Raw genomic sequence first — 24,976 nt, 5'->3', positions numbered from 1 at the left:
CCGCTGCCTACGCGGTGAAGCGGCCCGCGCGGCGGATCTCGGGGTGGTCGGTGGTCACGCCGTCGAGCCCGAGCCCGCGGGCCAGCCGCAACTGGTCCTGCGTATTGACCGTCCAGCCCACCACCGTCAGCCCCTCGGCGTGAGCCTTCTCCACCAGCTCCAGGGTGATGCGCCGGATGTTCAGCACCAGCCGGGTGGCCCCCACCGCCTTCGCACGGTCCACCAGGTCGCCGCCCCACCTGCTGGCCACCAGGGCTGTCCGCACCCCCGGAACCAGCTGCGCGATCTCGGCGATCGCCTCGTCGTGGAACGAGATCACCTCGACGCGGGCGACCAGATCACGTTCCCGCATGACCCCGGCCAGCGTGCGCGCGGCGGCCACGTCCTTGATCTCCGCCTGGATCGGGGAGCGCACGGCGTCCAGGACCTCCTCGAAGACCGGGACGCGTTCACCCTGACCCGCGTCCAGCGCGCGCAGCTCGGCAAGGGTCTTCTCCGCGATGGGGCCCGAGCCGTCGGTCGTCCGGTCCACCTCGGCGTCGTGCATGACGGCCAGCGCGCCGTCCTTGCTCAGATGAAGGTCCAGCTCGATCAGGTCCATGCCGGCCTGCTCGGCGTGCACGAACGAGCGCAGAGTGTTCTCCGGCTCGACCCCCGCCACCCCGCGATGACCGATGGTGAGAAAAGACAAGGCACGCTCACTTCCGTCGACGCTTGCTTCCCGCGCGCTGCTGATACCGCACGGCGCGGCGCCATGGCCGCATCGGCAGCCTAATGTCCCGGGCCCGGCTCGCGGCGGAAGGGCGCAGGCTCTCCGCCCCAGGGCGTGTGCCCACCGAAGAGGCTGTCGAAGCGCCGTGCGGCAGGAAAAACAGCGGTGACCATGGGGAATCACGGGATATTTTCCACAGCTCCACTTGTCCTGGAGAGTCGCACATGGATACGGTTGACAGACGCGAGGTTCTCCCGTGGAGGAAGTGTTATGACGGAAATTCTTGTGCACGAAGCCGCATCCGGCGGCATAGCTGCCGCACCGCGGGTGGTCGAGCACCCGGCCTGGCCCGCGCTGAAGAATGCCGTGGAGGAGATCCGCCCCTGGCAGTCGAAGGACGGTTCCATCGACTTCGAGGCCGAGGGCGCGCCCACCGAGGCGCTCGCCGAGGCCGCTGTCGCCCGGGTGACAGCCGCGGTCGAAGAACTCTCCCCGCTCCTGCCGCACGACGCCGCCTACCACCGCGCGCTCGTCACCGACCTGCGCCGCTGGGCCGCCGACGGCTTCGGCGTACCCGACTTCCTGGACTCCCTGCTGGCCTTCCAGCCGGCCAGGGACCGCGCCGACGGGCTCCAGCACCTGGTCGTCTTCGCCATGTACACCCAGAACGGCAACCCCGACCGCAACCTCGAAGCGGTCGTGCTGCGCATGGTCTGGCCCGAGTGGCTCGCCGACCTGGAGGCCACCCGCTACGACAACCCGCTGTTCTGCGGCATCACCTTCGAGGACTTCACCTCCGGTTACGACACCAACTCCGCGGTGCTCTTCCCGGAGACCATCGCCGTGCGCGAGGCCCCCGAGCGCTTCAGCTGGGGCGGCATCTTCTGCGACCGCGAGGCCGCCCGCTTCCGCCGTGTCACCGAGGCCTCCGTCGATCTCCTCGGCGTCGAGCTGCCCGACGACATCCGCGCGATGATCGACGACCAGCAGCGCTGCGAGCAGGCCTTCGTGCTCTGGGACATGGTCCACGACCGCACCCACAGCCATGGCGACCTGCCGTTCGACCCCTTCATGATCAAGCAGCGCCAGCCGTTCTGGATGTACGGCCTCGAAGAGCTGCGCTGCGACCTCACCGCCTTCAAGGAGGCCGTGAAGCTGGAGGCCGAGGGCAACGCCCACGGCCGCGACGTGCAGTACGCCGTGCTCTTCGACCGGATGTTCCGCTTCCCGGTCACCGGCGAGCGCGTCCGCAACTACGACGGCCTCGGCGGCCAGCTCCTCTTCGCCTACCTCCACAAGCACGACGTCGTGCGCTGGACCGACAACACGCTCAGGATCGACTGGGAGCGGGCCCCGCAGGTCACCAACCAGCTCTGCGCCGAGATCGAGAAGCTCTACCGGGACGGCATCGACCGCCCCAAGCTCGTCCACTGGTTCGCGGCGTACGACCTCGTCTCCACCTACCTCGCCCCGCACCCCGGCTCCCGCTGGGCCAAGGGCCCGGACGCGCTGGACCTCTCCCAGCCGCCGCGGAAACTCGTGGACGACGTGCTTCCCGACGAGTTTCCCCTGAGCATGTTCTATGAGGCCCTCTCCAAGAAGCTGAAGAACGTGATCGCCTCCACCAAGGGCATCACCGCCTCGGACGCGGGGAAGGCTGCCGCGTGAGCACAGGTCACAAGGAGGCGGAGGCCATGAACGGAACTAGCACGGGCGATGCGAACGGTGCGCTCGAAGGCGCCGTGGTCGCCGTCGCGGGAGCGGCGGGCCCGGCGGGCCGGGCCACCCTGCTCAGGCTCGCCGAGGCGGGCGCGGTCGTCGTCGCGGCGGACTCGCACCCCACCAGGCTCGCCGAGGCCGTCGACGCGGCCCGCTACGCCCACGGCGGGGCCACCGTCACCGGCGACACCGTCGACCTGCTCGACCTCGCCGCCACCCGCGAGTGGGCGGCCAAGACCGAGAAGGAGTTCGGCCGGATCGACGGAGTCGTCCACCTGGTGGGCGGCTGGCGCGGCAGCGCGAGCTTCGCGGAGACCGACCCCGCCGACTGGACGCTGCTGGAGAAGCTGCTGATCCGCACGGTCCAGCACACCTCGCTCGCCTTCTACGACGGTCTGGCGCGCAGCGACCGCGGCCGCTACCTGCTGACCAGCGCGGCAGGGGCCGGCAAGCCCACCGCGGGCAACGCCGCGTACGCCGCCTCCAAGGCCGCGGCCGAGGCGTGGACCCTCGCGCTCGCCGACGCCTTCCGCAAGGCGGGGGGCGAGGACGGCCCCCGCAGCGCGGCTGCGATCCTGGTCGTGAAGGCACTGGTGCACGACGCGATGCGCGCCGAGCGCCCGAATGCGAAGTTCGCGGGCTTCACCGACGTCAAGGAACTGGCCGATGCCATCGTCGGCGTCTGGGACCGGCCCGCCCCGGAAGTGAACGGAAAGCGCCTGTGGCTGACCCCGCAACCGTAAAGACCGACGCGCGTCGCCACCACGACCCGCGGGTACGCGGATTCGCCAGCGACAACTACGCGGGGACCCACCCGGAGATCCTCGCGGCACTGGCCCTCGCCAACGGCGGTCACCAGATCGCCTACGGCGAGGACGACTACACGGGCCACCTCCAGCGGGTGATGCACAGCCACTTCGGCCCCACCGCCGAAGCCTTCCCGGTCTTCAACGGAACCGGCGCCAACGTGGTGTCGCTCCAGGCCATGACCGACCGCTGGGGCGCCGTGATCTGCGCCGAGTCCGCCCACATCAACGTCGACGAGGGCGGGGCGCCCGAGCGGGTCGGCGGCCTCAAACTGCTGACCGTCCCCACCGAGGACGGCAAGCTCACCCCGGAGCTCATCGACCGGCAGGCGTACGGCTGGGACGACGAGCACCGCGCCATGCCGCAGGTCGTCTCGATCACGCAGAACACCGAGCTCGGCACCGTCTACACACCCGACGAGATCCGCGCCATCTGCGAGCACGCCCACGGGCACGGCATGAAGGTCCACCTCGACGGGGCCCGCATAGCCAACGCGTCGGCGTCCCTGGATGTGCCGATGCGCACGTTCACCAACACCGTCGGCGTTGACGTCCTCTCCTTCGGAGGAACGAAGAACGGGGCGATCTTCGGCGAGGCCGTCGTCGTCCTGAACCCCGAGGCCGTCCGCGCGATGAAGCATCTGCGCAAGCTGTCGATGCAGCTCGCCTCCAAGATGCGCTTCGTCTCCGTCCAGCTGGAGGCACTGCTCGCGGGCGACCTGTGGCTGCGCAACGCCCGGCACGCGAACGCGATGGCCCAGCGGCTCGCCGAGGGCGTGCGCGCGGTGGGCGGCGTGGAGATCCTCTACCCCGTCCAGGCCAACGCGGTCTTCGCGCGGCTGCCGCACGCGGTGAGCGAGCGGCTGCAGAAGCGCTTCCGCTTCTACTTCTGGGACGAGCAGGCCGGCGATGTGCGCTGGATGTGCGCCTTCGACACCACCGAGGAGGACGTCGACGGCTTCCTCCTCGCGCTCAAGGAGGAGCTGGCGGCCGCGTAGCGGCGGAGTACGCCTCCGGGGTGCGGACGGTCGTCCGCACCCCGGAGTGACGTTTCGGCGACCCGCGCCGTCAGCTGCGCTCGCGCACCTCGGCCGGCGTCGGAGCCGTACCGCCCAGGTGGGCGGGCACCCACCAGGTGTCACTGGCGTCCTTCGGGCGCACCGGATAGGCGCGCTGGGCCGCCTCCAGCAGCTCCTGCACGCGCTCGCGCAGCCGCCGCGTGATGGCGCCCGCGTACTGGTCGGTGGGGGCCTCCACGGGCTCGCCCACCCGCAGGGTCACCGGGATGTGGTTGCGCTTGAAGTTGCGCGGCCGGCCCTTGGTCCACAGCCGCTGCGTGCCCCACAGCGCCATCGGGATCAGCGGAACCCCCGCCTCCTGCGCCAGGCGCGCCGCGCCCGACTTGAAGCTCTTCAGCGTGAACGACTCCGAGATCGTCGCCTCGGGGAACACTCCGACGATCTCCCCGGAACGCAGCGAGGCCAGCGCGTGCGCGTACGCGTCCTCGCCCTGTTCGCGGTCCACGGGAATGTGCTTCATGCCGCGCATCAGCGGTCCGGAGACCTTGTGCCGGAAAACGGATTCCTTGGCCATGAAGCGGACCAGCCGCTTCTGCGGGAGTGCCGCGAGTCCGGTGAAGATGAAGTCCAGATAACTGATGTGGTTGCTGACCAGAACAGCGCCGCCGGTCTTCGGGATGTGCTCCGAACCCTGAGTGTCGATCTTCAGGTCGAGCGCCTTGAAAAACGTGCGAGCGGCGCCGATGACCGGTCGATAGACGAGTTCTGCCATCTGGGGAAGACCCTTTCTTCAGCGCCTGTGGAGGGTTCTCCCGGCGGAAGTTACGCAGCCGTAGGTTTTCGGCATTGGCCCGATCGTGCCCCATGCGCGACGCGGTGGCCAGTCTCGGCGGGCCCGGGGCGCGAGATTCTCGTCACGTGGCGCGGCCGGGGAATGTCCGGGCGGCCGGAGACGCTGACCCTCTGCGTAGAACTCTGACAGGAGGCCATGGTGGACGGGCAGGCGCATGCGGACAGGCTGGACGCGGCCCAACTCGGCGCGGAACTGGGGGAGCGGGCCACTCTCGTCCAGTTCTCCACCGCCTTCTGCCAGCCCTGCCGGGCCACCCGTCGCACCCTCGCCGAGGTGGCCGGGATGGTCGAAGGGGTGGCCCATGTGGAGATCGACGCGGAGGCGCATCTCACGCTCGTACGCGACCTGGACATCAGCCGGACCCCGACCGTGCTGGTCCTCGACGCCGGCGGCCGCATCGTCCGACGGGCCGTCGGGCAGCCGCGCACCGCCGATGTCGTCGCCGCGCTCGGGCGGGCGATGTGACGGCCCGTGATGCTTCTCCCACCTCGTGGGACGCCCTTGACTGCACCGCCCATGCATCGTCACTCTGACGCTATGCCGTCAGAACTCCTGCTCCATGGCCGGGTGCACATCGACCTCGTCCGCACCGCCGGCGCCTGCTGTCCGGATGCCTGAACATCCACGGCCCCGCATCCCTGACGTGCATAAGGATCTCCCCATGACGGCATCACCCGGGCTCGGCGAGCCCCGCACCGCGTCCCCGGATCTCCTGCGCTCGGTGTTCCGCCGGCATGCCGCGGGAGTCGCCGTGATCACCGCGGCCGGCGACCGTCCGGTCGGCTTCACCGCCACCTCGCTCAGCTCCGTGGCCGCCGAGCCGCCCCTCGTCTCCTTCGGCGTCGGCACCTCGTCCTCCAGCTGGCCGGTCATCGCCGAGGCCGAGCACGTCGGCGTGCACATACTCGGCGAGCACCAGCGGGAGCTGGCCGCCACCTTCGCCCGCAGCGGCGCCGACCGCTTCGGCCCGTCCACCTTTTGGCGCAGCGGCCCGGAAGGCGTTCCGCTGCTCGACGGCGTGCTGGCCTGGCTGGTCTGCCGGGTGGTGGCCCGGGTTCCGGCGGGTGACCACCGCATTGTGATAGCGCAGGTCGTCGAGGGAGATCCGGTGGGCGGCGGTGACCGGCCGCTGGTCTATCACCGGGGCGCGTTCACGGCTCTGCGAGACTGAGGGCACCCGGCTGGTTCCCGGGCGTCGCGCGTTGGGCAGATCACAGTGCAAAGCGCTTGCTCATTGGGTACACGCTGGGTGTACTGGCGAGTAATATTACGGTCGGAGCGTCGGTCGCCCCGACCGGAAATCGCCCCATCAGGCGCCTATGCTGCGTGCAACAAGGCAGCCCGGAAATGACGATGCAGTAGGAGAGCCGGCGTGAGCTTGAGGATCGTTGTCTGTGTGAAGTACGTGCCCGACGCGACCGGTGACCGGCATTTCGCCGATGACCTGACGTTGGACCGTGAGGATGTCGACGGTCTGCTGTCGGAGCTGGACGAGTACGCGGTCGAGCAGGCGTTGCAGATCGCGGACGCGGCGGACGATGCGGAGGTCACCGTGTTGACGGTGGGTCCGGAGGATGCCAAGGACGCGTTGCGCAAGGCGTTGTCGATGGGTGCGGACAGGGCGGTTCACGTCGAGGACGACGATCTGCACGGTTCGGATGTGATCGGTACGTCGCTGGTGCTGGCGAAGGCTGTCGAGGAGACGGGTTACGACCTGGTGATCTCGGGGATGGCGTCGACGGACGGGACGATGGGTGTGGTTCCGGCGCTGCTGGCGGAGCGGCTGGGTGTGCCGCAGGTGACGTTGCTGTCGCAGGTGTCGGTGGAGGGCGGTGTCGTCCGGGGCCGGCGTGATGGTGACAGTGCGTCGGAGGAGCTGGAGGCGTCGTTGCCGGCGGTGGTGTCGGTGACCGACCAGTCCGGTGAGGCCCGGTATCCGTCGTTCAAGGGGATCATGGCGGCGAAGAAGAAGCCGGTGAAGTCCCTGGACCTGGACGACCTGGGTATCGACGCGGACGAGGTGGGTCTGGCGGGTTCCTGGACCGCGGTCGACTCCGCGGCCGAGCGTCCGGCCCGCACCGCGGGCACGATCGTGAAGGACGAGGGCGAGGGCGGCAAGCAGCTGGCCGGGTTCCTTGCGGGCCAGAAGTTCATCTGAGCCCCGGCTGTTGCCTCACCATCCCCGCCTACCTCGCACACGCAGGAGATTGAAGTCCCATGGCTGAAGTTCTCGTCTATGTCGACCACGTGGACGGTGCCGTCCGCAAGCCCACCCTGGAGCTGCTGACGCTCGCCCGCCGCATCGGTGAGCCCGTCGCCGTCGCCCTGGGCAACGGTGCCGCGGACACGGCCGCCGCGCTCGCCGAGCACGGCGCGGTCAGGGTGCTGACCGCCGACGCCCCCGAGTTCGCCGACTACCTCGTCGTGCCGAAGGTGGACGCGCTCCAGGCCGCCTACGACGCGGTGTCCCCGGCCGCCGTGCTGCTGCCCTCCTCCGCGGAGGCCAAGGAGATCGCGGCCCGCCTCGCGGTCCGTATCGGCTCCGGCATCATCACCGACGCCGTCGACCTGGAAGCCGGCGATCAGGGCCCGGTCGCCACGCAGTCCGCGTTCGCCGCCTCGTTCACCACCAAGTCCCGTGTCTCCAAGGGCGTTCCGGTCATCACGGTCAAGCCGAACTCCGCCGCGGTCGAGGCCGCTCCGGCCGCCGGTGCCGTCGAGGCCCTCACGGTCTCCTTCTCGGAGCAGGCCACCGGCACCAAGGTCCTCTCCCGCACCCCGCGCGAGTCGACGGGGCGTCCGGAGCTGACGGAGGCCGCGATCGTGGTCTCGGGCGGCCGCGGTGTCAACGGCGCGGAGAACTTCGCGGTCATCGAGGCCCTCGCCGACTCGCTCGGCGCTGCCGTAGGTGCCTCGCGCGCGGCGGTGGACGCCGGCTGGTACCCGCACACCAACCAGGTCGGCCAGACCGGCAAGTCCGTCTCGCCGCAGCTGTACATCGCCTCGGGCATCTCCGGCGCGATCCAGCACCGGGCGGGGATGCAGACCTCGAAGACGATCGTCGCGGTCAACAAGGACTCCGAGGCCCCGATCTTCGACCTCGTGGACTACGGCGTCGTCGGCGACCTCTTCGACGTCGTCCCCCAGCTGACCGAGGAGATCAACACCCGCAAGGGCTGACCCTCAGGACAGCGCGTGAACGACGGCCCGGGGCCGCACGGTGAACCACCGTGCGGCCCCGCGCCGTTCCCGGTCACCGTTGACGCCGGTCCGCCGTCCTTATAACTTCACTATACGGATTGTTGATTCCGGGAAGCGGAAACTGTAGAGCGTGGAGGGTGCGGACATGGGTCAGCAGGAGAAGGTGGCGGCGAGCCTCGCCGGTGCGGTCAGCGACGGGATCAGTGCCTCCCTCACGGCGGTGGACGCCGAACTCGCCCGCCGCTACCCCGGCGACCCCGGCACCCGCCAGCCCGTCCACACGGTCTACGTACCGGGCGACACCTTCACGGCCGGCACGCTGCGCACCTGGGGCGACGAAGCGCTGAAGGCGCTCGACGAGCACGCCCCCGACGCGGCCGCCCTCGCCGCGGTCCTCGGCATCCCGGACGAACTCGCCGGGCCGGTCCACGACCGGGTGCGCGCCAAGCTGGAGCGCGAGCCGGTCGAGGACCTCCGGATCGACTTCGAGGACGGCTACGGGCCCCGCTCCGACGCCGAGGAGGACGAGACGGCGGCCCGCGCGGCCCGGCTCGTCGCGGATGCGTACGCGCGGGGCACGGCGGCCCCGTACATGGGCATCCGGATGAAGTGCATGGAGGCCGCGGTGCGCGACCGCGGCATCCGCACCACGGACGTCTTCCTCACCGGCCTGATCCGGGCGGGCGGCCTGCCCGAAGGGCTCGTCCTCACTCTGCCCAAGGTGACGTACCCCGAGCAGGTCACCGCCTTCGTCCAGCTGCTCGAAGCCTTCGAGCAGACGCACGGGCTGCCGTCCGGACGCATCGGCTTCGAGATCCAGATCGAGACCAGCCAGTCCATCCTCGCCGCCGACGGCACCGCCGCCGTGGCCCGGATGATCGACGCGGCCCAGGGGCGCGCGACCGGTCTGCACTACGGAACCTTCGACTACAGCGCGTGCGTCGGCGTCAGCGCCGCCTACCAGGCGAGCGACCACCCGGCGGCCGACCACGCCAAGGCCGTCATGCAGGTGGCCGCCGCGGGCACCGGCGTCCGCGTCAGCGACGGCTCGACCAACGTCCTGCCCGTCGGCCCCACCCCCCGCGTCCACGAGGCGTGGCGGCTGCACTACGGCCTCACGCGGCGCGCCCTGGCCCGTGCCTACTACCAGGGCTGGGACATGCACCCGGGCCACCTGCCCACGCGTTACGCGGCCGTCTACACGTTCTACCGCGAGGGCCTGGAACAGGCCGCCTCCCGGCTCGCCGCGTACGTGGCCAAGGCGGGCGGTGACGTCATGGACGAGCCCGCCACCGCCAAGGCGCTCAGCGGCTATCTGCTGCGCGGTATCGACTGCGGCGCCCTGGACACCGCGGAGGTGGCCCGCCTGACCGGCCTGACCCGCGCGGACCTCGACGCCTTCGCCTCGCCCCGGCGCGGCACCCTGACGGTCACCGCGCCCTGAGAAAGCGCCGCTCAGGCCGGCGGCAGCTCGCCCGAACCCCGCGCGATCAGCCGGGTCGGGAGCTCCACGCGCGCCGGCGTGTGGTCCGCCCCGTCGAGACGCCGGAAGAGGTGCTCGGCGGCGGTGCGGCCCACGGCCGCGGCGTCCTGGGAGATGACGGTGATGCCGAGCAGGTCGGCCAGCTCGATGTCGTCGAATCCGACCAGGGCGGCCCGCCGCTCGCGCTCCGCCAGGACGCGGACCGCGGTCACCGTCACCCGGTTGTTGCCCGAGAAGAGGGCCGTCACGGGCTCCGGGCCGCCGAGCATCTTCTCGGCGGCCGCGCGGACCCGGTCCGGCTCCGTGGAGCCCAGCGACACCCAGGATTCCTCGACGGTTATCCCGGCGTCCGCCATCGCGGCGTGGTAGCCGCGCAGCCGCTCGGTCGCGGTATGGATGCGCGGCTGGTCGCCGATGAAACCGATCCGGCGGTGGCCGTGCGCGATCAGATGGGCGACGCCCTCACGGGCGCCGCCGAAGCTGTCCGAGAGCACCATGTCCGCCTCGATCCGCCCGGCCGGGCGGTCCACGAAGACCGTCGCGATCCCGGCCTTGATCTCCGGCTCCAGGTAGCGGTGGTCGTCGGCGGCCGGAATCACGATCAGCCCGTCGACCCGGCGCGCGCACAGGGCGAGGACCAGCTCCTGTTCCCGCTCCGGGTCCTCGGCGCTCGAACCGTTGATCAGCAGGGCGCCGTGCGCGCGGGCCACCTCCTCCACCGCGCGGCTCAGCGGTCCGTAGAAGGGGTCCGCCAGATCCTCCAGGACCAGGCCGATCGAGGCGGTGCGGCCCTTGCGCAGCACGCGGGCGCTGTCGTTGCGGCGGAAGCCCAGCGCGTCGATGGCCTCCTGGACCCGGCGCTCGGTGTCGGGCGTGACGCCCGGCTCGCTGTTGACCACCCGCGAGACCGTCTTGAGGCCCACCCCGGCTCGGGCGGCCACGTCCTTCATGGTGGGCCGGTTGCCGTAACGGGGCTCGGGATGACGGGTGGTCTCGGCCACGGTGCGCTGTCCTGTCGTCGGTGCGGGCGGTCCGGCGGGGCCGCGACGGCTGCCGCGGAGGGGTCCCGGAGGGTGTGGCGTCGAGCATAGGCCCTGGACAACGTTGTCAAGGGAATGGAGACTGGGCAGACTGTCTGCTTGAGCCGCAGGTCCCGCCCTCACCACCCGGAGCCACACCGATGCATACCGACCTCGTCGCCGCCCTCGATATCGGAGGCACCAAGATCGCCGGTGCGTTGGTGGACCGGGACGGCACGCTCGTCGTACGGGCACAGCGTCCGACGCCCGCCCGGGAGAGCGGCGAGCGGGTCATGGAGGCGGTGAACGGCGTCCTGGCCGAGCTGGCCGCCTCGCCGCGCTGGGGCGAGGCCACGGCTGTCGGCATCGGCAGCGCGGGCCCGGTGGACGCGGCCGGCGGGACGGTCAGCCCGGTCAACGTGCCCGGCTGGCGGGGCTTCCCGCTGGTGGAGCGGGTCGGCGACGCCACGGGCGGCCTTCCGGTCACGCTGGTCGGCGACGGGGTGGCCATCACCGCCGCGGAGCACTGGCTCGGCGCGGCCCGCGGCCACGACAACGCGCTGTGCATGGTCGTCTCGACCGGTGTCGGCGGGGGGCTCGTCCTCGGCGGCGCCCTCCACCCGGGCCCCAGCGGCAACGCCGGCCACATCGGGCACATCAGCGTGGACCTCGACGGCGACCCGTGCCCGTGCGGGGCGCGCGGCTGCGTCGAGCGCATAGCGAGCGGCCCCAACATCGCCCGCCGCGCGCTGGAGAACGGCTGGCGGCCCGGCCCGGACGGGGACGCGTCCGCGGTGGCCGTCGCGGCGGCGGCACGGGCGGGCGACCCGGTCGCCGTGGCCTCCTTCGAGCGCGCCGCGCAGGCGCTGGCCGCCGGGATCGCCGCGACGGCGACCCTGGTCGATGTCGACATCGCGGTGATCGGCGGCGGCGTGGCCGGCGCCGGCGATCTGCTGTTCGCGCCGCTGCGTAGCGCCCTGCGCCGGTACGCCACGCTGTCGTTCGTGCAGCAGCTGACGGTGGCGCCCGCCGTCATGGGCAACGACGCGGGGCTGGTCGGCGCGGCGGCGGCCGCCCTCGCCACGCGCACGGGCGCGGGCATACCGGCCAGGGCCCACTGAGGACGGGGCGCCCGGCCGGCCCCTCACGGCCGGACCGGGCGCCCCGTCATCCGGGCGGCGGGGCGCGGCCGTCACCCACGCCCGCCGGGTTCAGCAGGTGATGCGCAGGTCCGCCCAGTCCGCGTGGTCGGAGTCGACGCCGTCACCTCCGTCCGTGACCACCAGGCGGACGACCTGTGCCCCGCTCACGTCCGCCGAGAGCGACTGGGGCGCCATCGCGTTGGTCAGTACCCCGGTGGACGCGGCCTTCGTGCCGTCCGCCCAGATCTCGAACGTCACGGTTCCCGCGGCCCCCTTCTCGTCGTCGACCCCGACCTGGGCCGTCACGGTGGGGCACGCGCCGCCCGCGTAGTACTCGACGCTGCTGGCCGCGTGCACCCCGAGCCCCTTGGCGAACCCCTCGCCGCCGATGGTCAGCGGGTGACCGTCGCCCGCCGCGCTCTCCCCGTTGCTGGTGTCCTTCTCGACGGGCCCGTAGCCGTTGGACGCGCTGAGCTGCGGCAGATCGCTGAGGTGGCCGCCGCCGGCCGGGGGCGCGACCACCACATGGGCACGGACCGGAACGGAGGAGGCCACCCGCTTCCCGGTGAGGGAGCGGTAGCGCGTGGTGATCGTGAGGTCGTAGCCGCCGGGCGGCGCGTCGGCCGGAGGTGTCACCCGCCAGCGGGTGGTCAGCGCCCGGCCCGTGGGCAGGGCCGCCGTCCCGGTCGCCGAAGCCGCCTTCACCTGCCAGCCGGCCGGCCCGGTGAGCGCGGCCGACACCGTGAGCGCGGGCGTGCGGCCCAGGTCGGTCACCTCGGTCGTCAGCGTGGCCGTGCGGCCCGCCTGAACCAACGGGCTTCCCTCCAGGGCGAGTTCCACGGCGGGCGGATGGGCGGCCCAGCGGTGGTCGGCGGCCACGCGCAGCAGCACCGTGCCATGGGCCGGCACGGTCGCCGAGAGGCTGCCCGCCGTGTTGCGGGTGGTGTGCTCCCACAGGTCGCGCACGGTGTACGCGGAGGCCTGCGGCAGGCCCACCGCGGCGGCCGTCGTGGAGACGCGCTGGGCGCTGTCCGTCTCGTTGAACAGCGCCACCACCCGGCTGCCGTCCCGCATCTCCTTGGCGACGACCCAGCGTCCGCCGTCCGATGACAGCACCTCACCCTGTCTGCCCAGCGGATCCTGGTCGACGGCGATGACCTCCTCGTTGGAGAGGATGTCGAACGTCTCCTGCGTGGCCGTGCGCAGATCGGAGCCGATGAGCAGCGGGGCCGCCATCACCGACCACATCGAGAAGTGGGTGCGGTACTCGGTGTCCGTCATCCCGCCGTTCCCGACCTCCAGCATGTCGGGGTCGTTCCAGTGGCCGGGGCCGGCCGCGGCGGCGAGCGGGAGGTTCTGCTTCATGATCGACAGCATGCTGCCCCAGCTGTCGTTGATGTCGCCCGTGGTGCGCCAGAGGTTGCCCAGTCCGGCGGCCCACTCCCAGGGCTTGTTCTGGCCCCATTCGCAGATGCTGTAGACGATCGGACGGCCGGTCGCGGCCAGCGCGTCCCGCATCGTCGTATAGCGCTCCTTCGCGTCCACGCCCTGGTTGTTGCAGTTGTCGTACTTCAGATAGTCGACGCCCCAGTCGGCGAACTGCTGGGCGTCGCTGAACTCGTGGCCGAGCGCGCCGGGGAGGCCCACGCTGTCGCAGGTCCTGGTACCGGCGCTGGTGTAGATCCCGAGCTTGAGCCCCTTCGAGTGGACGTAGTCGGCGACGGCTTTGATGCCGTTGGGGAACCGCACCGGATCGGCTTCCAGCTTGCCGTCGGCATCGCGCTGCGGTACGGCCCAGCAGTCGTCCAGATTGACGTACTCGTATCCGGCGTCCTTGAGCCCCTTCTCGACGAAGATGTCGGCGATGCCCTTGACCATCGACTCGTCGAACTCGGCGCGGCAATGCGTGGAGTTCCAGTTGTTGAACCCCATGGGCGGGGTGAGGGCGAGCCCGTTCGCGGCCTGTGCGCCGGCCGTCGCCGCGGGGGCGGGGGAGTGCGCGGCGGCGGGCACCACGGCTCCGGCCGTGCACAACAGGCCCGCGGTGAGGGCTCCGAGGATTCTGTGGCGGCTCGCGCGGGTGGGACGGCTTGGAAGATGACGCATCGTTACGTTCCTCCGTACTCGTGCCGGATCATGTGGCGACATGTGCATGCCAGGCGAGCGATTACGTTAGAGCGTGTTGAAGTCTGTTGGAAGGGGGTGGGTGCCGATGGTTTGTATCTCGTCAAAGCCCTTGACTGTGTCCCTTGATGAGACCGGGATCCAATCGCACGTTCGGTTGTGTTCGCTTGCCTCGGGGGCCGGGATCGTCACGGCGTGCTCGTACGACGGATCGGATCTGCCCGGCGGGTTCGCGGGGCGTCGGATGTCCCGTCGGAGCCGGCAAGGGGTGACGGGGAGCCCGGTCCTGCCGCCGGCGGGCGGTCGGCGGCAGGACCGAGAGGCGATGGCGCCCGGAACGCGCGGGTCCCTGCCCTATTCGCAGGCGACGCCGTCCCCGTCACGGTCGAGGTGGCGGCCGTAACCGGGCTCGCCCCGGTGGATGGGGGCCGCGCCGGCCGTGCGTACGGCGGTGCAGTTCGCGTAGTACGGGGAACTGCCGCCGCCCGAGCCGGAGCCGCCCGAGCCCGGGTCGTCCGCGCTGCCGGCGGGGTCCTCGGGTGCGACGGTGACCTCGATGGTCCTGGTCTTCGTGACGGTGGGCGCCGGCTTCGGGCTCGCCGTGACGGTCTCGGTCACCGCGGGCTCGGGCGCGGTGGTGCGGGTCACCGTGGCGGTGACGGCCGGCGCGGGCGACGACTTCGCCGCCGCCTCGGCGTCCGAGCCGGAGCTCTGAGCGGCGCCGCCCACGCCGATGCCGATGACGAACACGACGGCGGCGGCCGGAAGGACGATACGTTTCCGCGCCCAGCGGGGTGCGCTGCCGGCGGGCGCCGGGCCTAACGGCGTGGGCTGCGGCGGCTGCCCCCAAGGCGGCGGCTGCGGAGGCGGGTTGTGCGACATGGGTCCCCCCAGGAGATATATGGAGAGACGACCGTAGCCAGGCCGCAGGACGCAGGGGAGGCAGATAATCCGCTAGTGATGGAGTTGTGACCGAAGGGTGAAGCGCATGGGCCGCCACGGCCCGCGTGCCGCCGTCGATGTCAGTGGCGGGTGCGATCCTGCATGCATGGACGAGATCATGCGACGGCGGGTGTACGGCGCCGACCACGACGACCCCGACCCCGGCCCCCGGCCCGGCAGGGAGTACCGGGAGCTGGTGGGCGGGCCGCTCGACGGCCTGCTCCTCGACGTGACCGGCTGGACGCCGGTGGCCCTGGCCGACGGCTCCGCCCTGGTCACCGAGATCGGCGCGTACGGGCCGGGCGGCCGCGCCGAGTACGGGCCGCGCGCCGACGAGCCGGGCAAGTGGGACTGGCGCGGCGACACACCCTGAGTCCCGGCCGCCCCGCCGCTCCCGGGCGCGCGCCGACGGCGCCGTGCGTCCCGGGCCTCAGCGGCCCCGGTCCGACGCCTGCTGCGGCACGACCACGAGGAACGCGTCCTGCTCCAGGTCCATCACGACCTCGGCCGCGACCCCTTCGCCACGGCGGGCCGCCGCGAACTCCTCCGCGGGCCAACTGCCCCGGGGACCCCCGGCGGGGAACTGCTCAAGCACGGTGCGACGCATGGTCCACCCCCTGTCGTTCCATTTCTGCTGTCCGCTCCAACGACGTGCGGCCCCCGCCGTTACGGCCGGGGAGGCGGTCCGGTGTCCGGTTCGGTGTCCCGTTCCGCAATGCATCGCCTCCACCGTGTTTTCGCGGCGGGGTGTTGCGGGCAAGCCACAGGGGGCTACGGAAGAGGGGGAACCGTGATCATCTGGGTCAACGGTGCGTTCGGCGCGGGCAAGACCGGCGCCGCGCGTGAACTGATCGATCTGATCCCGAACAGCACCTTGTACGACCCGGAACTGACCGGGACGGGGCTGCGGAATCTGCTGCCCCAGAAGAAGCTTGCCGAGGTGACCGACTTCCAGGACCTGCCGATCTGGCGGCGCCTCGTGGTGGACACAGCGGCCGCCCTGCTCGCCGAGATGGGCGGGGTGCTGGTGGTGCCGATGACGCTGCTGCGACAGGAGTACCGCGACGAGATATTCGGCGGGCTCGCCGCCCGTCGCATCGCGGTCCGCCATGTGCTGCTCTCACCTGCCGAAACGATTTTGCGTCAGCGCATCGCCCAACGGGCCGAATTCCCCGGCGAAGCGGAGGGCGTGGACCCGACCGGCCGCTGGGCGTACGACCGCATCGAGCCGTACCGCTCGGCCCTCGACTGGATCACCGGGGATGCCCACACCATCGACAACAGCGCGCTCACACCGCGCGAGACGGCGGAGCGCATCGCGGAGGCCGTACGCACCGGGGCGGCCCCGGCCTGTGGCATCGTGCAAACCCCCGACCCGACCGCGGAGACCGTCGCGGCCGGGGTGCTGCTCTTCGACGAACACGACCGGTTCCTGCTCGTCGACCCCACGTACAAACCGGGCTGGGAGTTCCCCGGCGGCGTGGTGGAGGCCGGCGAAGCCCCCGCCCAGGCCGGGATCAGGGAGGTGGCCGAGGAGATAGGCATCCACCTCGAACGGGTCCCCAAGCTGCTCGTCATCGACTGGGAAGCGCCCGATCCCCCCGGATACGGAGGGCTGCGGCTGCTCTTCGACGGCGGACTGCTGCCGCAGGCGGACGCCGCACGGCTGCTGCTGCCCGGCTCCGAACTGCGCGGCTGGCGGTTCGTCACCGAGGCGGAGGCGGCGACCCTGCTGCCGCCCACCCGTTACGAACGGCTGTGCTGGGCGCTCAGGGCCCGTGAGCGCTCAGCCGTGCTCAACCTGGAGGCGGGCGTCCCGGTCGGCTGAGGCCCGCATGACCGCAGCGGCGTCCTCGGTGAGCGGATCGCCGTGGCCGAAGCAGACCGTGGCCGCGTCCAGCTCCGCCAGCCGCCGGAACGAGGCCATGGCCTGCTGCCGGTCGATGTTGAAGACGCCGAGCATCACCTGCCCCACCCCGGCCACGCAGTCACCCGTGAACAGCACGCCGTGCCGCGGCAGATGCAGACCGATGGACCCCGGGGTGTGGCCGGGGGAGTGGACCACCCGGGCTCCGCCCGCGAAGGGCAGCACCGCCCCGTCGGACAGCTCGGTGCCGACCCGGGTCGGCGGAGCCGGTGGCACCGTCAGCGCGCGCTCGTACAGCGGGCGTTCCCAGTCCAGGAGCACCGGTTCACCGATCTCCTCCTCGCCCCGGATCACCGGTGCGTCCAGCCGGTGCGCCAGGATTTCGGCGCCGTGACGGCCGGCCAGCTCCTGGGCCGCGCCGTAGTGGTCGCGATGGCCGTGGGTGATCACGATGCGGGCGATGCGGGCGGGGTCGTGGCCGAGCCCGCGCACCGCCTCCTCGATGGCCGGGGCCGCGTTCACGTCGCCCGCGTCGATCAGGGTCAGTTCCGCCCCGTCGCGCCAGAGGTACGCCTGACCGATCGGGAAGCGGAACATGTGCAGCTGGGGGAGCACCTCGACGAGATCCATGCGGCGAACGTACGCGGCGGTGTCCGGCCGCCGCACGGATCTACGCTCTCGGCGAGCTTCGCTCAGCGCGTAGCCCGCGCCCGGGGGTCAGACGGCCTTGGAGGCCGCGTAGTTGCGCAGGAACAGCGCCTCGGTCACCGAGAGCCGCTCCAGTTCCCCGGGCGACACGCTCTCGTTCACCGCGTGGATCCGGGCCTCCGGCTCGCTCAGCCCGATGAGCAGGATCTCCGCGTCCGGGTACAGCTCGGCCAGGGTGTTGCAGAGCGGGATCGAGCCGCCCATGCCGGAGGACTGCATCTCCTGGCCCGGGTAGGCGATCCGCATGGCGTCGGCCATCGCCGTGTACGCCGGGCTCGCTATGTCGGCGCGGAACGGCTGGCCCTGGCCGACCTGCTCGACGGAGACCTTCGCGCCCCACGGGGCGTGCGCCAGGAGATGGGCGGTCAGCAGCTTCGTCGCCTCGTCCGCGTTGTGGCCGGGTGGCACCCGAAGGCTGATCTGCGCGCGGGCGCTCGCCTGTACGGAGGGCGTCGCGCCGACCACGGCGGGGCAGTCGATCCCGATCACGGTGACGGCGGGACGCGCCCAGATCCGGTCGGCGACCGTGCCCGTGCCGATCAGGCCGACCCCGTCGAGGACCTGGGCGTCCTTGCGGAACTCCTCCTCCGGGTACTGCAGACCGTCCCACTCCGTGTCCGCGGTCAGGCCGTCGACCGTGGTCGAGCCGTCCTCGGCGCGCAGTGAGGCGAGCAGCTGGATCATCGCGGCGAGCGCGTCGGGGGCGGCGCCGCCGAACTGCCCGGAGTGGAGGTTGCCCTCCAGGGTGTCGAGCTGGACCCGCAGCATCGTCATACCGCGCAGCGTCGAGGTGACGGTCGGCAGCCCCACCCGGAAGTTGCCGGTGTCACCGATCACGATGGTGTCGGCGGCGAGCAGTCCGGGGTGCGCCTCGGCGTACCGCTCCAGACCGCCGGTGCCCTGCTCCTCGGAGCCCTCGACGATCACCTTGACCGAGACGGGGACCCCGCCGTCCGCCTTGAGGGCGCGCAGCGCGAGCAGGTGCATGATGAAGCCGCCCTTGCAGTCGGCCGTGCCCCGGCCGAACCAGCGGCCCTCACGCTCCGTCAGCTCGAACGGCGGCGAGAGCCAGGCGGACTCGTCGAGCGGCGGCTGCACGTCGTAGTGCGCGTAGAGCAGCACGGTCGGCGCGCCGGCCGGGCCGGGCAGGAAGCCGTAGACGGACTGGGTGCCGTCGGGGGTGTCGAGCAGGGCGACGTCCTCGAAGCCCTCGGCGCGCAGGGCCTGCGCGACCCACGCGGCGGCCGCCTCGCACTCGCTCTTCGGATACACTGCGGGGTCCGCCACCGACTGGAAGGCCACCAGCTCGGTCAGCTCCGCCTTGGCGCGGGGCATCAGCGAGGCGACGGTCTCGGGAATCGGATGGCCGGTCATGGGGCACGCTCCTGGTAGGTGCGACGTTATGTGTACGTTTCCGGGTACTTGCCCGCCTGGAGTGCGGCGTTGCGGGTACGTCGGAGACTCGGGCGATCCTCCCACAGCGGGGGTCGGCCGCAACGCGCCGTAGGATGCCGTGAGCAGCTTGGGCCACTGGTGGGATCGGGAGCAGAAGCACATCGTGAGCAGCGAGAACGCAGACGCCGGACATGAGCACGAAGAGTCGTCCGTGTGGGACGTCGTCGTAGTCGGCGCCGGACCGGGGGGAGCCTCCGCGGCATACGCGGCGGCGGTAGCCGGCCGCAAGGTACTGCTCCTGGAGAAGGCGGAACTGCCCCGCTACAAAACGTGCGGCGGCGGCATCATCGGGTATTCGCGCGACTCGCTGCCGCCCGGATTCGAACTGCCCCTGCGGGACCGCATCCACGCGGTCACCTTTTCGCTCAACGGCAGGCTGGCGCGCACGCGCCGCTCCCGGCGGATGCTCTTCGGGCTCATCAACCGCCCCGAGTTCGACGCCGGACTGGTCGAGCAGGCGCAGAAGGCCGGTGCGGAGCTGCGCACCGGGGCGACCGTCAGCCGTGTCGAGCAGCACGGCGCCGCGGTGCCCGATCGGCGCACGGTCGCGGTCGTGCTGTCCGGCGGCGAGACCGTCCTGGCCCGCGCGGTGGTCGGCGCGGACGGCAGTGCCGGGCGGATAGGAGCACATGTCGGGGTGAAGCTCGACCAGGTCGACCTCGGCCTGGAGGCGGAGATCCCGGTCCCGCCGACGGTCGCCGAGGACTGGGCAGGCCGCGTCCTGATCGACTGGGGCCCCATGCCGGGCAGTTACGGCTGGGTCTTCCCCAAGGGCGACACGCTGACGGTCGGTGTGATCTCCGCCCGCGGCGACGGCGCCGGCACCAAGCGGTATCTGGAGGACTTCATCGCGCGGCTCGGCCTGGCCGGCTTCGAGCCGAAGATCTCCTCCGGTCATCTGACGCGCTGCCGCAGCGACGACTCGCCGCTCTCGCGCGGCCGTGTGCTGGTGTGCGGTGACGCGGCGGGCCTGCTGGAGCCGTGGACCCGTGAGGGCATCTCGTTCGCGCTGCGCTCGGGCCGGCTCGCCGGTGAGTGGGCGGTGCGCGTCGCGGAGTCGCACGACGCGGTGGACGCCCGCCGCCAGGCCCTCAACTACGCGTTCGCCATCAAGGCCGGGCTCGGCGTCGAGATGAGCGTGGGGCGGCGCATGCTGAAGCTCTTCGAGCGGCGCCCCGGTCTGCTGCACGCGGTGCTGACGGGTTTCCGCCCGGCGTGGAACGCGTTCGCCGGCATCACTCGCGGTACGACGTCGCTGGCCGAGCTGGTCCGTTCGCACCCGCTGGCCCAGCGGGCGCTTTCCGCGCTGGACCGGTAGCGGCCACCGGGGGCTGACGCGCCGGCCGGTGCGTCAGCCCGCCCTGGTGATCCGGAAGACGGGGTGGTCGGGGCAGGCCGCCAGGATCTCGGCGTCCGTGGACTTCGCGGTGACGCCCTTGAAGTACTGGTTGACCTCCCAGCCCCAGCGCTCCAGGTAGGCGCGGACGACGGCCGCCTTGTGCGCGTCGTCCGCGATCTCCACGGCCGTGAAGGCGTGCGTTTTGCGGCCGGCGCGCAGCTCGCCGCCGCCGGCCGCCCGCATGTTGCGCACCCACTGGGAGTGGCCCCGGGCGGAGACCAGGTACTGCGTGCCCTCGTAGGTGTGGGGGTTGACCGGGATGCGCTGCATCCGGCCGCTCTTGCGGCCCCGCACCGACAGCTCCTGCGAACCGAGCAGGCTGATTCCGTGCCGCGCGAGCCAGCCGACGACGCCGTTGAAGCGGACGTTGAGCGGGCTGCCCTGCAGGTAGTACGGCTGCGACTGCGTCATGTCGATGACCCCCACGGTTTTGGAGAGCGGTGCTCTCGCTTGAGATCAGTGTGCACGGAAGTGGTGCTCAAAAGCAAGAGCACTGCTCTCGTTATTGGTCGCTGCTCTGATCGCGTGGCAGAATGGTCCCCATGAGCGCTATCCGAGGAGCCAGGGAACGGGCCCGCATCGAAGTCACCGCCGCCATCAAGGACGAGGCGAGGAAACAGCTCGCCGCCGAGGGCGCGGCAAAGCTCTCGCTGCGCGCCGTCGCGCGCGAACTGGGCATGGTCTCCTCCGCCCTCTACCGCTACTTCCCCAGCCGCGACGACCTGCTGACCGCCCTGATCGTCGACGCGTACGACGCCATCGGCGAAGCCGCCGAACGGGCACACCGCACCACCGCCGGCACCACGGACACCCCCGCGTCACCCGGCACCGGCCTGGCCCGCTGGGTCGCCGTGGCCCGTGCCGTACGCGACTGGGCGCTGGCCCACCCCCACGAGTACGCGCTGATCTACGGTTCGCCCGTGCCCGGCTACACGGCGCCGCAGGACACCATTGCCCCCGCCGCCCGCGTCGGCCTCGTGCTCATCGCCGTCGTTGAGGAGGCCCGCCACGCGGAGGGCCTCGCGCTCCCGCCGCTCGCCGACGAGCTGCGCCCCGAGGCCGAACGGCTGGCCGCCGAGCTGACCGCCGACCTGACGCCCGGCCTGACCTCGGGCCTGGCCCCCGCGGTCGCCGCCCCGCTCGTCGCGGCCTGGGCGCAGCTGTTCGGGCTGATCTCCTTCGAGGTCTTCGGCCAGTTCAACCGGGTGGTGGAGGCCCGTGAAATCTTCTTCCGGCACGCCGTCACGGAACTCGCCCGTACGGTCGGCCTGCTCGGCAGGCGCGGCTGAGGGCGCGGCCCCGGGCGTACCGCACCCCTTCGCCGTACTCCCCGGGGAGTACGGGTGATCACCACGCCCGGCGGACGCCCGCACGGCGGTCCGCCGTCTAGCGTGGACGGTATGGAAGAGCAGCGCCCCATGACAGGCGGCGGACCCCGGGGCATCAGGCACCGGGGCGGCCCGCCGCGCCGGTTCCACCGGGGCGGGCCGCCGGGCTGGGTCACCGCCGGGCGCGGGCGGTCCGCCGCCCGGCTGCCCTGGCCGTCGACGCTGCTGATCGGTCTGGTCGTCATGATCGGCTCGAACGTCGTGTCCCGCGGCCAGCTCCACGACAAGGTCCCGCTCGACCTCCTCGGCCGGCTGCTCCTCCTCGCCGCCGTCGCGGTCCTGCTGCCGCGTCACCGTCATCCCGTCGTGGCCGTCTTCGGCGCCTCGGCCGCCACGACGGTCTACCTCGCCGCCGGATACCCCTACGGACCGGTCTTCCTGACGGTCGCCGTCGGCTGCTTCAGCGCCGTGGTCGCCGGGCACCGCAAGGCGGCGTGGACCGCGGTCGGCATGATCTGGGTGGCACACCTCCTGGTCGCGCACTGGCTCTACCGTTGGCTTCCGCCCGGCGACGACACCGCGTCCCGGTGGGGGCAGGAAGTGGGCGTCGCGGCCTGGGTGGTGGCCGTCGTCGCGGCCGCCGAGTTCGTCCGGGTGCGCCGCGAGCAGTGGGCCGCCCAGCGCGCGGAGCGCGAGGCCGCGGAGAAGCGGCGGGCCGACGAGGAGCGCCTGCGCATGGCCCGGGAGCTGCACGACGTACTCGCGCACAGCATCTCCGTCATCAACGTCCAGGCGGGCGTCGGGCTCGCCCTGCTCGACACCGACCCGGAGCAGGCCCGCACGGCGCTCACCACCATCAAGGCCGCCGGCAAGGAGGCGCTCGGCGAGGTGCGGCAGGTCCTGGACACCCTGCGCGCCCCCGGCGACGCGCCCAGGTCCCCGGCCCCCGGGCTCGACCGGCTGCCGGAACTGGTCGAGCAGGCGGCGAGCGCCGGCCTCACCGTCACCGTGGAGAGTGGCGGCGCACGCGGGGCCGTACCGCCGGGGGCCGGCCTGGCCGCCTTCCGGATCGTCCAGGAGGCGCTGACCAACGTGGTGCGGCACTCGGGCTCACGTACCGCACACGTACGGATCGCCCACGAGTCCCGGCGCCTGGTGCTCCGCGTGGACGACGAAGGACCGGCCACCGGCACGGACGCCGGGGGCAGCGGCAACGGCCTGGCCGGGATGCGGGAACGGGCCGCCGCGCTGGGCGGCACAGTGGAGGCGGGAACCCGGCCCGACGGGGGTTTCCGGGTACGGGCCGAGCTGCCGCTGCCCGCGGCGGGTGAGGGAGCCCGGAGCGACGAGGGGACATCGTGATGCGTGTACTGCTGGCCGACGATCAGCTGCTGGTCCGGGCGGGGTTCCGGGCGCTGCTGGACGCCCAGCCGGACATCGAGGTGGTGGGCGAGGCCGCCGACGGCGCCGAGGCCGTCCGCCTGGTGCGGGAACTGCGGCCGGACACCGTGCTGATGGACATCCGCATGCCGCACCTCGACGGCCTCGCCGCCACGCGCGCCATCACCGGCGACCCCGCGCTCGACTTGGTGAAGGTGGTCATCCTCACCACCTTCGAGCTGGACGAGTACGTCTTCGAGGCGATCCGGGCCGGTGCTTCCGGCTTCCTGGTCAAGGACGCCGAGCCGGACGAACTGCTGCGGGCCGTGCGGGCGGTGGCCGCGGGTGACGCGCTGCTCTCGCCGAGCGTCACCCGCCGGCTCATCGCCGAGTTCGCCGCCCGGTCCAAGGAGCCCGCCGCCGCGACCGCGCTGGGCGAACTCACCGAACGGGAGCGGGAGGTGATGGCGCTGGTCGGCATCGGCCTGTCCAACGAGGAGATCGCCCGCCGGCTCTTCGTCAGCCCCCTCACCGCGAAGACACATGTCAGCCGGACCATGGTGAAGCTCGGCGCCCGCGACCGGGCCCAACTGGTGGTGCTGGCTTACGAGTCGGGCCTGGTCCGGCCGGGCTGGCTGGGCTGACGGGCGGCGGCGTCAGCCGTCAGGACCAGGTGATCGAGGAGTTGTCGCGCCAGATCCGCGCCGCCTCACCGTCACCCGCGACGGTGAGGCCGGTGAGCGGCAGCCGGTTCCAGAGCGCCGGGTAGAGCGTCCCGGCCGGGGCGCTCAGCTCGCAGTCCACGGGCGTCGAGGGGGCCGGCCCTTCCTCGCGCACCGCCGAGGGCGGCCCGGCGGAGAGACGTACCGTCCATACGGTGTCCGTGTCCGTCGCCCGGATCCGCAGGGTGCGCGGTGTTGTGGTGCGCACCCTGCTCTTCGGGCGGGCGTGCATGCCCAGCAGCAGTTCGTCGATGCCGTCCAGCGCGTGGGCGGGGGCGATGGGGGAGAGCGGGCCGCCGCGCGCGGACTCGGCGTCCACCCGGTGGATCGTCGTCTCGTGCGCCTGGCGGCGGGCCCAGAAGGCGAGCGGGGACGGGGCGGAGAGGAACGTCCAGCACTCCAGGTCCCGCGGCGCGTCGGCCAGCGTGTCCACGAGGAACCGGTGGCCGTCGCGGAAGCGGTCCAGCAACTCCGGTCCGTCCAGCTCCGGTTCCCCGGCGTCGGGAACGTACGAGGTGTGCCCCTCCGCGACGAAGGCGGCGGCCCAGGCGTGGACCATCGCGGTGTGCCTGAGCAGATCGCGCACCTGCCAGCCCGGACAGGTCGGTACCGGCGCCTCCGTACCCGCTTCCTCGGCCGCGTCCGCGAGCAGGCGGCCCTCGGTGGCCAAAGCCTCGATGTGCTCCGTGATTTTCATGGCACGGGATTGTGCCAGCAGATCAGGCGCCCTGGGCGTGGACCGTACGGCTCCGGCCGGAGCCGCCGCGGACGAGCCGCGCGAACCAGCCCACCGCGAGCGACTGCACCAGCACGGACACCGCCAGCGCCAGATACATGAACCAGGCGGGCCCGAACGACTCCGCCCCCGCCATCGAGCCGCCGAGGAGGAAGACGAATATGGTCGGCGCCGCCAGGAGGAACAGCCAGATGCCCGCGAACGAGGCGTCCTCGTGTGTGACGAACAAGGTGTCCACCAGGACGAACACCGCCGTCGCGGCGACCACGCCGAGGTAGACGAGCGAGGCGGCGTTCTTGAAGGTGAGCCGTGCGAGCGTGCTGAGGTGGCGGTGGTTCATGGTGGGCCTGTTCATTGCGTG

Annotated in this window: 27 protein-coding genes; 16 read left to right on the top strand and 11 right to left on the bottom strand. The window is 72.0% G+C overall.

All coding sequences use genetic code 11. The features are described 5' to 3' along the window. Nucleotides 1-7 precede the first annotated feature (7 nt). Nucleotides 8-691 carry a glycerophosphodiester phosphodiesterase gene (locus P8A18_RS02185; protein WP_026249259.1) on the bottom strand — a complete coding sequence of 228 codons (684 nt, stop codon included), beginning with the start codon at nt 689-691 and terminating at the stop codon, nt 8-10. 291 nt (nt 692-982) lie between these two features. Between P8A18_RS02185 and P8A18_RS02180 the strand changes: the two genes are divergently transcribed. From P8A18_RS02180 to P8A18_RS02170, 3 genes are read left to right on the top strand one after another with little or no spacing between them, the layout of a single operon-like run. Next, nucleotides 983-2,380, top strand: a complete 1,398-nt coding sequence (locus tag P8A18_RS02180) for a DUF6421 family protein (RefSeq protein WP_306051240.1) — start codon at nt 983-985, stop codon at nt 2,378-2,380. A gap of 26 nt (nt 2,381-2,406) precedes the next feature. Next, on the top strand, nt 2,407-3,174 hold the full coding sequence (locus tag P8A18_RS02175) for an SDR family NAD(P)-dependent oxidoreductase (RefSeq protein WP_018549812.1): 768 nt from the start codon (nt 2,407-2,409) through the stop codon (nt 3,172-3,174). Then, nucleotides 3,153-4,235 (top strand): threonine aldolase family protein, encoded by a 1,083-nt coding sequence (locus P8A18_RS02170; RefSeq protein ID WP_306051237.1) that lies wholly within the window; start codon nt 3,153-3,155, stop codon nt 4,233-4,235. Before P8A18_RS02175 ends, P8A18_RS02170 begins: the two co-directional genes overlap by 22 nt. Before the next feature lie 70 nt (nt 4,236-4,305). Here P8A18_RS02170 and P8A18_RS02165 read toward each other — a convergent pair whose 3' ends face one another. Next, entirely contained in the window at nt 4,306-5,028 is a 723-nt protein-coding gene (locus P8A18_RS02165; protein WP_306051235.1) for a lysophospholipid acyltransferase family protein, read from the bottom strand. Between the two features lie 216 nt (nt 5,029-5,244). On the opposite strand from P8A18_RS02165, the gene P8A18_RS02160 reads away from it, so the two are divergent. The 6 genes from P8A18_RS02160 to P8A18_RS02140 all read left to right on the top strand — a co-directional run bounded on the left by P8A18_RS02160 (nt 5,245) and on the right by P8A18_RS02140 (nt 9,754). Next, nucleotides 5,245-5,574, top strand: coding sequence for a TlpA family protein disulfide reductase (locus P8A18_RS02160; RefSeq protein WP_371933629.1), 330 nt, complete (start codon nt 5,245-5,247; stop codon nt 5,572-5,574). Nucleotides 5,575-5,583: 9 nt separating this feature from the next. Then, nucleotides 5,584-5,727, top strand: coding sequence for a putative leader peptide (locus P8A18_RS34250; RefSeq protein ID WP_371933752.1), 144 nt, complete (start codon nt 5,584-5,586; stop codon nt 5,725-5,727). 43 nt (nt 5,728-5,770) lie between these two features. Then, complete coding sequence (locus P8A18_RS02155; RefSeq protein ID WP_306051233.1) at nt 5,771-6,280, top strand: flavin reductase family protein; 510 nt, start codon at nt 5,771-5,773, stop codon at nt 6,278-6,280. A gap of 201 nt (nt 6,281-6,481) precedes the next feature. Next, nucleotides 6,482-7,267, top strand: coding sequence for an electron transfer flavoprotein subunit beta/FixA family protein (locus P8A18_RS02150; protein ID WP_306051231.1), 786 nt, complete (start codon nt 6,482-6,484; stop codon nt 7,265-7,267). Nucleotides 7,268-7,326: 59 nt separating this feature from the next. Then, nucleotides 7,327-8,289: an electron transfer flavoprotein subunit alpha/FixB family protein gene (locus P8A18_RS02145; RefSeq protein WP_306051229.1), complete on the top strand. Its 963-nt coding sequence runs from the start codon at nt 7,327-7,329 to the stop codon at nt 8,287-8,289. A gap of 166 nt (nt 8,290-8,455) precedes the next feature. Then, on the top strand, nt 8,456-9,754 hold the full coding sequence (locus P8A18_RS02140) for a DUF6986 family protein (protein WP_306051227.1): 1,299 nt from the start codon (nt 8,456-8,458) through the stop codon (nt 9,752-9,754). Nucleotides 9,755-9,765: 11 nt separating this feature from the next. On the opposite strand, the gene P8A18_RS02135 is transcribed toward P8A18_RS02140, so the two are convergent. Next, complete coding sequence (locus P8A18_RS02135) at nt 9,766-10,794, bottom strand: LacI family DNA-binding transcriptional regulator (RefSeq protein ID WP_306051225.1); 1,029 nt, start codon at nt 10,792-10,794, stop codon at nt 9,766-9,768. Nucleotides 10,795-10,973: 179 nt separating this feature from the next. On the opposite strand from P8A18_RS02135, the gene P8A18_RS02130 reads away from it, so the two are divergent. After that, complete coding sequence (locus P8A18_RS02130; protein ID WP_306051223.1) at nt 10,974-11,933, top strand: ROK family protein; 960 nt, start codon at nt 10,974-10,976, stop codon at nt 11,931-11,933. Between the two features lie 90 nt (nt 11,934-12,023). Here P8A18_RS02130 and P8A18_RS02125 read toward each other — a convergent pair whose 3' ends face one another. Together P8A18_RS02125 and P8A18_RS02120 are read right to left on the bottom strand one after the other, a co-directional pair. Further along, nucleotides 12,024-14,060, bottom strand: coding sequence for an NPCBM/NEW2 domain-containing protein (locus P8A18_RS02125; RefSeq protein WP_306051221.1), 2,037 nt, complete (start codon nt 14,058-14,060; stop codon nt 12,024-12,026). 372 nt (nt 14,061-14,432) lie between these two features. Continuing rightward, entirely contained in the window at nt 14,433-14,828 is a 396-nt protein-coding gene (locus P8A18_RS02120) for an excalibur calcium-binding domain-containing protein (protein WP_306051219.1), read from the bottom strand. A gap of 298 nt (nt 14,829-15,126) precedes the next feature. Here P8A18_RS02120 and P8A18_RS02115 point away from each other — a divergent pair, with 298 nt between their 5' ends. Next, nucleotides 15,127-15,393, top strand: coding sequence for a hypothetical protein (locus P8A18_RS02115; protein ID WP_018550894.1), 267 nt, complete (start codon nt 15,127-15,129; stop codon nt 15,391-15,393). A 57-nt stretch (nt 15,394-15,450) separates the two neighbouring features. Here P8A18_RS02115 and P8A18_RS02110 read toward each other — a convergent pair whose 3' ends face one another. After that, nucleotides 15,451-15,627 carry a DUF8839 family protein gene (locus tag P8A18_RS02110; protein ID WP_018550895.1) on the bottom strand — a complete coding sequence of 59 codons (177 nt, stop codon included), beginning with the start codon at nt 15,625-15,627 and terminating at the stop codon, nt 15,451-15,453. Between the two features lie 183 nt (nt 15,628-15,810). Between P8A18_RS02110 and P8A18_RS02105 the strand changes: the two genes are divergently transcribed. After that, nucleotides 15,811-16,848, top strand: coding sequence for an NUDIX hydrolase (locus tag P8A18_RS02105; RefSeq protein ID WP_018550896.1), 1,038 nt, complete (start codon nt 15,811-15,813; stop codon nt 16,846-16,848). Here the strand turns inward: P8A18_RS02105 and P8A18_RS02100 are convergent. Together P8A18_RS02100 and P8A18_RS02095 are read right to left on the bottom strand one after the other, a co-directional pair. Next, nucleotides 16,807-17,517, bottom strand: coding sequence for an MBL fold metallo-hydrolase (locus P8A18_RS02100; protein WP_306051217.1), 711 nt, complete (start codon nt 17,515-17,517; stop codon nt 16,807-16,809). The two genes, P8A18_RS02105 and P8A18_RS02100, sit on opposite strands and share 42 nt — an antisense overlap. Before the next feature lie 87 nt (nt 17,518-17,604). Then, on the bottom strand, nt 17,605-18,969 hold the full coding sequence (locus P8A18_RS02095) for a dipeptidase (RefSeq protein WP_306051215.1): 1,365 nt from the start codon (nt 18,967-18,969) through the stop codon (nt 17,605-17,607). Nucleotides 18,970-19,153: 184 nt separating this feature from the next. On the opposite strand from P8A18_RS02095, the gene P8A18_RS02090 reads away from it, so the two are divergent. Continuing rightward, nucleotides 19,154-20,368 carry a geranylgeranyl reductase family protein gene (locus tag P8A18_RS02090; protein ID WP_306051212.1) on the top strand — a complete coding sequence of 405 codons (1,215 nt, stop codon included), beginning with the start codon at nt 19,154-19,156 and terminating at the stop codon, nt 20,366-20,368. Nucleotides 20,369-20,401: 33 nt separating this feature from the next. Here P8A18_RS02090 and P8A18_RS02085 read toward each other — a convergent pair whose 3' ends face one another. Continuing rightward, entirely contained in the window at nt 20,402-20,860 is a 459-nt protein-coding gene (locus P8A18_RS02085) for a nitroreductase family deazaflavin-dependent oxidoreductase (RefSeq protein ID WP_306051210.1), read from the bottom strand. Nucleotides 20,861-20,991: 131 nt separating this feature from the next. Between P8A18_RS02085 and P8A18_RS02080 the strand changes: the two genes are divergently transcribed. The 3 genes from P8A18_RS02080 to P8A18_RS02070 all read left to right on the top strand — a co-directional run bounded on the left by P8A18_RS02080 (nt 20,992) and on the right by P8A18_RS02070 (nt 23,801). Further along, nucleotides 20,992-21,738, top strand: a complete 747-nt coding sequence (locus tag P8A18_RS02080) for a TetR/AcrR family transcriptional regulator (RefSeq protein WP_306051209.1) — start codon at nt 20,992-20,994, stop codon at nt 21,736-21,738. A 111-nt stretch (nt 21,739-21,849) separates the two neighbouring features. Next, entirely contained in the window at nt 21,850-23,139 is a 1,290-nt protein-coding gene (locus tag P8A18_RS02075) for a sensor histidine kinase (protein ID WP_306051207.1), read from the top strand. Beyond that, on the top strand, nt 23,136-23,801 hold the full coding sequence (locus tag P8A18_RS02070) for a response regulator (RefSeq protein ID WP_306051205.1): 666 nt from the start codon (nt 23,136-23,138) through the stop codon (nt 23,799-23,801). The genes P8A18_RS02075 and P8A18_RS02070 overlap by 4 nt, the downstream gene beginning before the upstream one ends. A gap of 19 nt (nt 23,802-23,820) precedes the next feature. Here P8A18_RS02070 and P8A18_RS02065 read toward each other — a convergent pair whose 3' ends face one another. Together P8A18_RS02065 and P8A18_RS02060 are read right to left on the bottom strand one after the other, a co-directional pair. Next, nucleotides 23,821-24,576: a maleylpyruvate isomerase family mycothiol-dependent enzyme gene (locus P8A18_RS02065; protein WP_306051203.1), complete on the bottom strand. Its 756-nt coding sequence runs from the start codon at nt 24,574-24,576 to the stop codon at nt 23,821-23,823. A 22-nt stretch (nt 24,577-24,598) separates the two neighbouring features. After that, nucleotides 24,599-24,970, bottom strand: a complete 372-nt coding sequence (locus P8A18_RS02060; protein WP_306051201.1) for an SCO4225 family membrane protein — start codon at nt 24,968-24,970, stop codon at nt 24,599-24,601. Nucleotides 24,971-24,976 lie beyond the last annotated feature (6 nt).

The sequence above is a fragment of the Streptomyces sp. Mut1 genome (assembly GCF_030719295.1).
Taxonomy (GTDB): domain Bacteria; phylum Actinomycetota; class Actinomycetes; order Streptomycetales; family Streptomycetaceae; genus Streptomyces; species Streptomyces castrisilvae.
The sequence above is the reverse complement of the archived record's forward strand: the minus strand, read 5'-3'. Positions and strand labels throughout refer to the sequence as shown.

Excerpts from the sequence above, each read along its gene's own strand:
- P8A18_RS02180 (WP_306051240.1), top strand. The coding sequence starts at position 983 with ATGACGGAAATTCTTGTGCACGAAGCCGCATCCGGCGGCATAGCTGCC.
- P8A18_RS02175 (WP_018549812.1), top strand. The coding sequence starts at position 2,407 with ATGAACGGAACTAGCACGGGCGATGCGAACGGTGCGCTCGAAGGCGCC.
- P8A18_RS02165 (WP_306051235.1), bottom strand. The coding sequence starts at position 5,028 with ATGGCAGAACTCGTCTATCGACCGGTCATCGGCGCCGCTCGCACGTTT.
- P8A18_RS02160 (WP_371933629.1), top strand. The coding sequence starts at position 5,245 with ATGGTGGACGGGCAGGCGCATGCGGACAGGCTGGACGCGGCCCAACTC.
- P8A18_RS34250 (WP_371933752.1), top strand. The coding sequence starts at position 5,584 with ATGCTTCTCCCACCTCGTGGGACGCCCTTGACTGCACCGCCCATGCAT.
- P8A18_RS02155 (WP_306051233.1), top strand. The coding sequence starts at position 5,771 with ATGACGGCATCACCCGGGCTCGGCGAGCCCCGCACCGCGTCCCCGGAT.
- P8A18_RS02145 (WP_306051229.1), top strand. The coding sequence starts at position 7,327 with ATGGCTGAAGTTCTCGTCTATGTCGACCACGTGGACGGTGCCGTCCGC.
- P8A18_RS02140 (WP_306051227.1), top strand. The coding sequence starts at position 8,456 with ATGGGTCAGCAGGAGAAGGTGGCGGCGAGCCTCGCCGGTGCGGTCAGC.
- P8A18_RS02130 (WP_306051223.1), top strand. The coding sequence starts at position 10,974 with ATGCATACCGACCTCGTCGCCGCCCTCGATATCGGAGGCACCAAGATC.
- P8A18_RS02125 (WP_306051221.1), bottom strand. The coding sequence starts at position 14,060 with ATGCGTCATCTTCCAAGCCGTCCCACCCGCGCGAGCCGCCACAGAATC.
- P8A18_RS02115 (WP_018550894.1), top strand. The coding sequence starts at position 15,127 with ATGGACGAGATCATGCGACGGCGGGTGTACGGCGCCGACCACGACGAC.
- P8A18_RS02110 (WP_018550895.1), bottom strand. The coding sequence starts at position 15,627 with ATGCGTCGCACCGTGCTTGAGCAGTTCCCCGCCGGGGGTCCCCGGGGC.
- P8A18_RS02100 (WP_306051217.1), bottom strand. The coding sequence starts at position 17,517 with ATGGATCTCGTCGAGGTGCTCCCCCAGCTGCACATGTTCCGCTTCCCG.
- P8A18_RS02095 (WP_306051215.1), bottom strand. The coding sequence starts at position 18,969 with ATGACCGGCCATCCGATTCCCGAGACCGTCGCCTCGCTGATGCCCCGC.
- P8A18_RS02085 (WP_306051210.1), bottom strand. The coding sequence starts at position 20,860 with ATGACGCAGTCGCAGCCGTACTACCTGCAGGGCAGCCCGCTCAACGTC.
- P8A18_RS02080 (WP_306051209.1), top strand. The coding sequence starts at position 20,992 with ATGAGCGCTATCCGAGGAGCCAGGGAACGGGCCCGCATCGAAGTCACC.
- P8A18_RS02075 (WP_306051207.1), top strand. The coding sequence starts at position 21,850 with ATGGAAGAGCAGCGCCCCATGACAGGCGGCGGACCCCGGGGCATCAGG.
- P8A18_RS02065 (WP_306051203.1), bottom strand. The coding sequence starts at position 24,576 with ATGAAAATCACGGAGCACATCGAGGCTTTGGCCACCGAGGGCCGCCTG.
- P8A18_RS02060 (WP_306051201.1), bottom strand. The coding sequence starts at position 24,970 with ATGAACAGGCCCACCATGAACCACCGCCACCTCAGCACGCTCGCACGG.